The sequence below is a fragment of the Caballeronia sp. genome (assembly GCF_049581465.1).
Taxonomy (GTDB): Bacteria; Pseudomonadota; Gammaproteobacteria; order Burkholderiales; family Burkholderiaceae; genus Caballeronia.
In genome coordinates this window covers 1-8,739 of sequence record NZ_JBAUSA010001096.1, presented here as the reverse complement: position 1 = coordinate 8,739, position 8,739 = coordinate 1, and the positions used below count along the sequence as shown (strand labels likewise).

Here is an 8,739-nt window from a genome sequence, read left to right as displayed (position 1 = left end):
CTGATCGAACACGACATGATGCTGGTGATGGGCGTGTCGGACCGCATTATCGTCATGGACCATGGCGTCATCATCGCCGAGGGCCTGCCGTCCCAGATCCAGGCGGACCCGCGTGTGATCGACGCCTATCTGGGTACGGCCGGGAAAGACGAGGCCGTCGACGATGCTGCCGGGGAGGAATCGCTGTGGGACTCCTAGAAATCCGCGACCTGCACGTGAGCTATGGGAACGTAGAGGTTCTGCATGGCATATCGCTGGACGTGGACAAGGGTGAGATCGTCGCATTGCTCGGCAGCAACGGGGCGGGAAAGACCACCACGCTAAGGGCCATCTCCGGCCTGATTCGTCCACGCGCGGGACAGATCGTGATGGCCGGCCAGCCGCTGAACGCACTGCGTGCTCACCAGATCGTGGCGCTAGGTCTCGGTCACGTGCCGGAAGGCCGTCGTATGTTCGGGGCACTGACGGTCGAGGAAAACCTGCGACTCGGTGGCTATTTGATCCGACGCGACGCCGCCATGCTGGCCCAGCGGATGGCCAGGGTCTATGAGACCTTCCCGCGGCTGCGTGAACGACGCAGCCAGTTGGCGGGCACCCTCAGCGGTGGCGAACAGCAGATGCTGGCGATCGCACGCGCCCTGATGCTGCAGCCGCGCATCATCGTGCTGGACGAACCGTCCATGGGGCTGGCGCCGAAACTGGTCCGCGCGATTTTCGGCATGATCGCCGACATCTGCAACGAAGGCACATCGATCCTGCTCGTCGAACAGAACGCACGCCAGGCGCTGAGCATCGCGCATCGGGCCTACGTGCTGGAAAGCGGGCGCATCGCGCTCGCCGGCCGAGCCCGGGATCTGGCACAGGACAGCCGGGTCCGCGCCGCGTATCTTGGCGGCAGCGCTGTAGCGACAGAGTGACCCGGGAATCGGATATACACTGAAATAGTGGCGCTAACATGCGCGAGACCGCGCGTGTTCTCAATCATCGGAGGCGCAAATGGCGACGGCGATTATCACCCCCCGCAATGACGGCCCGTACTACATAAAGGGCGACTTCAAGATCACCACTCCAGGCGGGAAAAATATCGAGGTGGAGAAGGATGAGGTCTGGCTATGTCGATGCGGCCACTCGCAAAACAAGCCATTCTGCGATGGCTCGCACAAGAAGGAAGGGTTCAGGAACAATCTTGACGACAAGCCGCAGGAACAAGGCCCGACACCCTGATGCATCGAACTTTCGTCAATAGCAGGCTGCCGCCCGCTAGTCGATGGCGAACGGACAAAACTTGTTCCCGCGTTTCTTCATGCAATAACGCCGCCTATACTGGAAGGGGTCGTCCCTCACGACAGCGCGTCGCGAGTCATTGTGCTGCAGTGCGACACGGAGCCGCTCCATGAAAAGCGTTGCACAAATCCTCAAATCGAAGTCGAACCAAAGCGTCTACACGATCGCCGCAACGGATTCCGTCTACAACGCGGTCAAACTCATGGCGGAACAGCGGATCGGCGCCGTGGTCGTCACCGATGGCGACAAGATCGCCGGGATCATCTCAGAGCGCGACTATGCGCGAAAAATAGTGCTGATGGAACGCTCGTCGAAGGCCACGCCGGTGCAGGACATCATGACCCGGGCGGTGATTTTCGTCCGGCCCGATCAGTCAAGCGACGAATGCATGGCACTCATGACAGAGCGTCGCATGCGCCATTTGCCGGTGATCGATCAGGAACGGCTGGTCGGCATGATCTCGATCGGCGACCTGGTGAAGAACGTCATCGCTGAACAGGAGTTCACGATCCAGCAACTCGAACACTACATCACGGGCGAGCGGACCTGAGCCTGTGCAACAGCGCAACACCGCAGCACCGGGCGTTGCAAAAAGCCAATCGATGAACGTTGGGCACAGCGTCCTTGCTGCAGCGGAGGATCCTTTAGGACTTACGCGACGCGCATCGGGACCGAACCGTGCTGAGTCAAATCGCAGTTAAGTATTCACCTCAATAAACGGAGTCTGACAATGAAGATCTTGATGGTTTTGACCTCGCACGACCAGCTCGGCGATACAGGCAAGCCGACCGGTTTTTGGCTCGAAGAGTTTGCCGCGCCCTACTACGTGTTCAAGGATGCCGGGGCAGAGATCACCCTGGCGTCGCCCAAGGGTGGCCAGCCGCCGATCGATCCCAAGAGCGACGAGCCGGGTAACCAGACCGAGCCGATGGAACGCTTCAAGAAGGACCCCGATGCCCAGAAGCGCCTGGCCAACACCGTAAAGCTGGCTGACGTCAAGGCTGATGGCTACGATACGGTCTTCTATCCCGGCGGCCACGGCCCGCTATGGGATCTGGCCAATGACAAGAACTCGATCGCCTTGATCGAGGATTTCTACAACGCCGGCAAGCCGGTTGCCGCCGTGTGTCATGCGCCCGGCGTTCTGCGGAAAGTGACGTATAACGGACAGTCCATCGTCAAGGGAAAGCGCGTCACCGGCTTTGCCAACAGTGAGGAAGAAGCCGTAGGCCTGACCAAGATCGTGCCCTTCCTCGTCGAGGACGAACTGAAGCGTCTGGGCGGCACGTATGAAAAGGGAGACGATTGGTCCGTTTTTACCCTCGTCGACGGGCGGCTAGTCACCGGCCAAAACCCGGCCTCCTCCGGCCCGGCTGCCAAGGAACTGCTTAAGCTTCTGCAGGCCTAGTTCTAATCCGGCGCGGGCTCAAGGGCCCGCGCCGCGATACCCAGGCGTCGTCCATCGCGCGGCCAATCTTCTGCTCTAAACCTAAGCCTGCGACCTCTCCATGTCGCGTCGCAACATGCTCGCCGTTGCTGGATCGGCGCGTCCAGAATGTGATCAAGCCGGGGATCGACTATCCTTTCGGAGAATCGCCCGGGCTCCCCCGGCTTGATTCGTTCGAAGGTATCCGTGATGTCGCAACCTCTTACTATCCGGCCGCACCCCAGCGATGTTCTTGCGATCGACCTTAAGAAGCTGACCTTCTCGCTGAGCACCTTTGTCGCAGCAGCGCTTGTGCTCGTCGTCTCGTTCGAAGTGAGCTTGCCGCGCCCCTGGTGGGCGCTTCTGACGGTCTACGTGACGGCCCAGCCGATGGCCGGCGCATTTCGCCCGAAGGCCCTCTACCGCCTGACAGGGGTTGCAACAGGTGCAGTAGTCAGCATCCTCCTCGTTCCCAACCTGCAAAATTCGCCGGCCCTGCTGGTGCTGTGCCTCGCACTCTGGATCGGCTTCTGCATTTACCTCGCCGTGCTCGATCGCACGCCGCGCGCATTTCTGTTCCAGATGGCGTCATTTAGCACTGCAATCATCAGCTTTCCTTACCTCTACGAGCCATCGGATATTTTCACGACGACCGTTTCCCGCGTCGAGGAAATGGCGGTGGCGATTCTCTGCGTGACCGTCACGCATATGCTGTTGCGTCCGACGAACGTTCGTCCTGTGATCCGCGAGCGAGCCGTGGCATTTCTTGAGCATGCTTCCCGCTGGACGGCCGATGCGCTCGGCACCCGCCATGCAAGGCTTGAGTACGAACATCGCCGCAAGCTGGCAGCCGACGTCACCGAACTCGGCATGCTGGCCGGCAATCTTCCGTTCGACCAGCGCTTTGCAAGCGCTACGCAGGAGATCGTCTTCGAACTACAACATCGGCTCGCGGCGCTTCTACCCCTTGCTTCAGCTGCAGCCGACAGGCTTGACCGATTGCGCGCGCTCGACGCCCTCGATACGGAGACGGCTACACTGGTCGACTCGCTTGCCGCCAGTCTGAAGGGGTCGAAGGATCTTGCCGATACGCTCGATATCGAGCTGGCGTCCCGTTGCCGGGCGCTCTCGGCCACGCATTTGCGCGATGGCGAATGGGCGTCGCTTCTGAGCGCAAGCCTGTGTGACCGCATGGCGGCATTCGTGGACACGCTGCACGCGGCGCGTGTGCTGGTTCGTGCGATCGACGAGCAGGACTCCGACGTTTCCCGCCTGGTCGAAATCCCAGGCAGTACGCGTGAATTCGCTCTCGCGCGAGATCACGGTCTCGCATTGCTCGCCGGTGCCGCAACGACCGTTGCGATCATTCTTTATTCCACGTTCTGGATCCTTCTCGCATGGCCAAGCGGCTCGACCACGGCGGCTTTTGCCGCGCTTATAACGTGTTCATTCGCGGCGCAAGATGATCCTGCCCCCGTAATCGGGCGCTACCTGATGTCGACGCTCGCCACTTTTCCACTTGCGGCGCTGTATCTGTTTGTCATCCTGCCAAGGGTTGATGGCGCGGGGATGCTCATTGTGACGCTGGCACCGGCGTTGCTTTGGATGGGCTATATCCAGGCCGATCCGGCGCGCTCCGCGCGTGCCCTGCCCATGCTTTCCTGCTTTATTGTTGCGATGGGCTTTCTCGATCGCTTTCACGTGGACTTCGCCCTGTTCCTCAACACGGGGTTGGCACAGGTTGTAGGTATCGTCACCACACTCGCCGTCACCAAGCTGTTTCGCTCTGCCAATGCGCGTTGGACAGCTTATCGAATCGTTCACCAGAACTGGGCGGATCTCGCGCAGCTTGCCGATATGAGCGCACCGCTCGATGCCCGGACCTGGACGGCGCAAGCCATCGACCGGCTGGGTCAGATCGCAGCGCGCATGGCGCTGGCGGGTCCGGAAGACGCATTGCACGCAGCCGATGGACTCATCGATCTGCGCATCGGCCGAAACATCATTCAAGCCCGCGAGGCGCTCACGGATGTCAGCGAGCATGCCCGGCTTGCGATCCAGTCTGCACTTGGCGAGGTGTCCGAACTGTATCGCGCGAGAAGGCGCAAAGGCGTGGCCGTCGCCGCCACTTCGTCGTTGATGCATGCGCTGGACCAGGCTATAGAGACTACAAGGGACCAGCAATCGATCACCCGTGACGCGTTGCTGTTGGCACTCGTCGGCATGCGCTGCAACCTGTTTCCGAGCTCGCGATTCTGCGGGAGTGCCGCGTGATGGTTGAGGAGATCCATCTCTTTGGCGTCTATATGCCCTCCGCCCTGGTCTGGGCGGTTGTCGCGCTCATCATCACGTCACTTCTGCGCGGGACACTGCTGCGACTGCCGCTTCATGCAATTCTCTGGCAACCCGCGCTGATTGAACTGGCGATTTTCCTGCTGCTCTGGTGGGGTATTGCACGCCTCGCCGATGGCTATCTCCCTCGTGGGTTCATTTCCTGAGATGCTGCGACTTCCCAACCTGGTGCGCGCGCTGACGACTGTTGCCGTCATACTCGGCATCCTCGTCGTGATCTACGCGCTGTGGGTTCGCTATCAGGTTGAACCCTTGACACGCGATGGCCGCGTGCGCGCTGATATCGTGCCGATTGCCCCCGATATCAGCGGCCTGGTCACCGATGTGCGCGTTCGCGACAACGAGGTCGTCACAAAGGGCCAAGTGCTGCTCGTCATTGATCCTTCGCGGTACCAAATCGCACTTGATCTGGCCGAGGCGGATGTCGAGAAACAAACGGCGGAATTCAATGAGGCGAGGCGCGAAGACCGGCGCAATCGCTCGCTGCCCGACGTGGTTGCTACTGAATCGACCGAGCAGGGCATGGCGAGGGTCGAACAATTGCACGCGAGCGTAAAGCAGGCGGAAGCTGCGCGCGCTCTCGCGGCGCTTAATCTGGAGCGGACTTTGGTTCGTGCGCCGGTTGACGGCACAGTGTCTAACGTGGATCTGCAGCCGGGTGTGTATCTGAATGCAGGCAAAGCGGCCATGGCGCTTGTCAGCTCAAGCTCACTGCGTGTGGAGGGGTATTTCGAGGAGACGAAGCTGCCCGCCGTCAATGTGGGGGACCCGGCGAGCATCTATTTGATGGGCGTGGCAAACGAAATACGGGGCCATGTAGAAAGCATCGCCGGTGGCGTCGAAGATCGCGAGCGAATGGGAACTGACGGGCAGCTTGCCAATGTGAATCCGGCGTTCACCTGGGTGCGACTCGCGCAGCGCATCCCCGTGCGCATCGCGATTGATTCGGTTCCGCCGGGCGTGCGCCTCGTACCCGGGCAGACCGCTTCGGTGGAGATTCATTCGCGATCCGGCGAGGTCCGGGTGAAGCGGAGCCTGCCGTGGTGAACGCGCGCAATCTCGCCGCAGGCATGTTGATCGCGTTGGCAGGCTGTGCAGAGGTCGGGCCCAACTATAAGATCCCCGCCGATGCGATCGTCAATGCTCCCGAAGCCAACGGCGCCTTTATTGCCGGCGGGCTTGCAGCATCCGACGCGCCGCTGCCCGACCACTGGTGGCACCTTTTCAATGATCCGGTATTGGATGATCTTGTAGAAAAAGCGCTGGCCAGCAACGTTGATCTTAGAGCGGCGCAGGCCAATCTGGAGCGAAGCGGCGCGCTGCTTGCCGAGGTTCGCGATGAGCGCGACCTACGTATCGCCGCCGACGCGGAAACCAGCTATACGCAACAGTCCGCCCAGGCGGTGCTTTCGCACATCGAGCCCCCGCGCCACCAAATCTATAACGTGGGGATCACGATGAGCTACGACCTGGACCTTTTCGGAGGCATCCGACGTGGCATTGAAGCAGCCTCCGCGCGAGACGAGGCCGTGGTCGCAGCGCGGGATCTTGTGCGAGTCAACGTGGCGGCTGAAACAGCGCGCGCTTACGCTGACGTCTGCAACGCCGGCAACCAGATCGAGGTGCTCAAGCGGGTCATATTGGTTCAGCAACAGAGTCTTGCACTCACGCAGCAACTGATCACGCACGGCCGTGCGGCCCCATTCGATCAGGCGCGTCAGCAGGGACCGATAGAAGGCAGCCGATCGCAGCTAGCGCCGCTTCAGGCGCGCCAGCTCAATGCCGCATTCCGCCTTGCGACACTCATGGGACAGCCGCCTGAGCAATACGACCGGTCCCTGCTCGCTTGCCACACATCATTGGCGCTGCAAGTGTTGCTACCAACGGGCGACGGACGCGCGCTGCTCCAGCGCAGGCCTGATGTGCGTGCCGCCGAACGTTGGCTCGCCGCATCAACGGCCGACGTCGGTGTCGCGACGGCGGCGCTCTATCCCGACATCATGCTAGGCGCTACGATAGGATCGACGGGTGCAGCCTCAAGCGCCTTTGGTCCGCTGACAAACCGTTTCGCCGTCGGACCGCTCGTCACTTGGGACCTGCATCGTAGTGCCGTTCGCGATCGAATCTCCGCGGCTCAGGCGCAGACCCGCGCGAGTCTGGCGAACTTCGACAGCACGGTACTCGTGGCGCTTCGAGAGACCGAAACGTCGCTTGACACCTATGCGGGCGCATTGAATCAACTGCAGCGCCTCAAGGCTGCACGCGACCAGGCCATGGTCGTCAACAAGAGCACGAGCGAACTCAGGCGGGGCGGGAAAGTGGGCGGCCTCGTCGCGCTCGATGCCGAGCGCACGTGGGTCAACAGTGAAGCCGCGGTGGCGTCAGCGGAGGCAGAAGTAAACAGCGACCAGATTGCAACCTTCCTGGCGCTTGGCGGTGGCTGGCAATGAGGGCACGCGTTTCAAAACGATGCGTAAAGCAGTGCTAAGTACGTGCTCAAAACTATGGGTGAGCTAAAAGGCAACATCGGCCACCGGTATTCGCTGTCCGATGCCGCTCAAGCCCACCTCGACATCTACCACAGGTTTTACCCCCATGTTGCGACGGTCCCGTCACGCGACAACGCCGAACCGTCCGGTTCAGGCCGCTTGGCCAGCGCCCAAGTCAGCGCCCGTCTTCGGGTCAGCGCTCGTGTCCGATGCCGTGCGGGCCGCCATCGCCTGCAGTACTTTGACATCTGCTCCATTCACGTTCACGGTTGCCAGGCCGTCACCACCGTCCACTGCTGGCTGCGGATCTTCGACGAATTCCCAATCGGCACCCTCGTTCCACGGACCGCGTGTTTCCGCTTCGGTGCCCTGCGACATCTTGTAATACACGCTCGTGTATTCCGGGATCCCGGGAAGCTTGCCCTGCGGGAAATTCGGTTGAATCGAATGGAGCGCCTTCTCAAAAGACTTTTGATGTGCGATTTCGCGCGTCATCAAAAACCCAAGCGTTTCCCGAATGCCCGGGTCATCAGTCACATTGATCAAACGTTCGTAGAGGATCTTTGCCCGGGCCTCAGCTGCGATGTTTGAGCGCAGATCTGCCGTGGGTTCACCGATCGTATCGACATAAGCGGCAGTCCACGGTACGCCGGCTGAGTTTGTCAGGGCCGGTCCGCCACCATTGAGCAGCGAGGTAATGTGCGAATCGTTGCCCCCGCCGGTCATCGACCGGTACAACTGCGCTTCGCTTTCGACGGCTTCGGCGAGCTGGCCTTTCGCGCCCTTATTTAACATCGCGACGATCGAACCTACGATCTCGAGGTGGCTTAATTCTTCGGTTGCGATATCAAACAGCATATCCTTGCGGCCGGGGTCGTCTTCGCCCACCGCTTGCGTAAAGTAGCGGCATGCGGCCCCGAGTTCGCCTTGTGGGCCGCCGAACTGCTCGAGAAGCAGGTTTGCGAGGCCGGGATTGGGAGCGGCGACGCGAACTGTGTATTGCAGACGCTTGTTGTGAATGAACATGAATACTCCTTAGAGGTGCGTAGGTAGCCCGGGCCGCGCTCAGTTCTAAAAGCGAAAATGCCTTTGGCGTAGACGATGAAATGTTAATGGACAGCAACCCCACTTGCGCACAAGACGTGCCCGGAATCTTCTTTAACCGGAGCATCGCAACGGTGTTGGAAG

General features: G+C 60.8%; 9 protein-coding genes and 1 pseudogene. 9 read left to right on the top strand and 1 reads right to left on the bottom strand.

Features of this window, described 5'->3' with window-relative positions:
• The 9 genes and pseudogenes from WCA53_RS26820 to WCA53_RS26780 form a co-directional block, all read left to right on the top strand.
• A pseudogene (locus tag WCA53_RS26820) lies at positions 1 to 198 on the top strand (ABC transporter); the annotation flags it as partial.
• A complete protein-coding gene (locus WCA53_RS26815; protein WP_423917771.1) occupies positions 186 to 917 on the top strand; it encodes an ABC transporter ATP-binding protein in 732 nt (243 codons plus the stop codon). The pseudogene WCA53_RS26820 and the gene WCA53_RS26815, both read left to right, overlap by 13 nt.
• 79 nt (positions 918 to 996) lie before the next feature.
• The gene (locus WCA53_RS26810; protein ID WP_423917768.1) at positions 997 to 1,224 is read left to right on the top strand and encodes a CDGSH iron-sulfur domain-containing protein; all 228 of its coding nucleotides are present in this window, start codon (positions 997 to 999) and stop codon (positions 1,222 to 1,224) included.
• A gap of 169 nt (positions 1,225 to 1,393) precedes the next feature.
• Positions 1,394 to 1,834, top strand: a complete 441-nt coding sequence (locus WCA53_RS26805) for a CBS domain-containing protein (protein WP_423917764.1) — start codon at positions 1,394 to 1,396, stop codon at positions 1,832 to 1,834.
• A 180-nt stretch (positions 1,835 to 2,014) separates the two neighbouring features.
• The gene (locus WCA53_RS26800; protein ID WP_423917760.1) at positions 2,015 to 2,692 is read left to right on the top strand and encodes a type 1 glutamine amidotransferase domain-containing protein; all 678 of its coding nucleotides are present in this window, start codon (positions 2,015 to 2,017) and stop codon (positions 2,690 to 2,692) included.
• A 228-nt stretch (positions 2,693 to 2,920) separates the two neighbouring features.
• Complete coding sequence (locus WCA53_RS26795; protein WP_423917757.1) at positions 2,921 to 4,984, top strand: FUSC family protein; 2,064 nt, start codon at positions 2,921 to 2,923, stop codon at positions 4,982 to 4,984.
• A complete protein-coding gene (locus WCA53_RS26790; protein ID WP_423917754.1) occupies positions 4,984 to 5,208 on the top strand; it encodes a DUF1656 domain-containing protein in 225 nt (74 codons plus the stop codon). The genes WCA53_RS26795 and WCA53_RS26790 overlap by 1 nt, the downstream gene beginning before the upstream one ends.
• Position 5,209: 1 nt before the next feature.
• Positions 5,210 to 6,109, top strand: coding sequence for an efflux RND transporter periplasmic adaptor subunit (locus tag WCA53_RS26785; protein ID WP_423917774.1), 900 nt, complete (start codon positions 5,210 to 5,212; stop codon positions 6,107 to 6,109).
• Entirely contained in the window at positions 6,106 to 7,512 is a 1,407-nt protein-coding gene (locus WCA53_RS26780; protein ID WP_423917751.1) for an efflux transporter outer membrane subunit, read from the top strand. The genes WCA53_RS26785 and WCA53_RS26780 overlap by 4 nt, the downstream gene beginning before the upstream one ends.
• Positions 7,513 to 7,701: 189 nt before the next feature.
• Here WCA53_RS26780 and WCA53_RS26775 read toward each other — a convergent pair whose 3' ends face one another.
• Entirely contained in the window at positions 7,702 to 8,577 is an 876-nt protein-coding gene (locus WCA53_RS26775; RefSeq protein WP_423917748.1) for a manganese catalase family protein, read from the bottom strand.
• Positions 8,578 to 8,739: the final 162 nt, after the last annotated feature.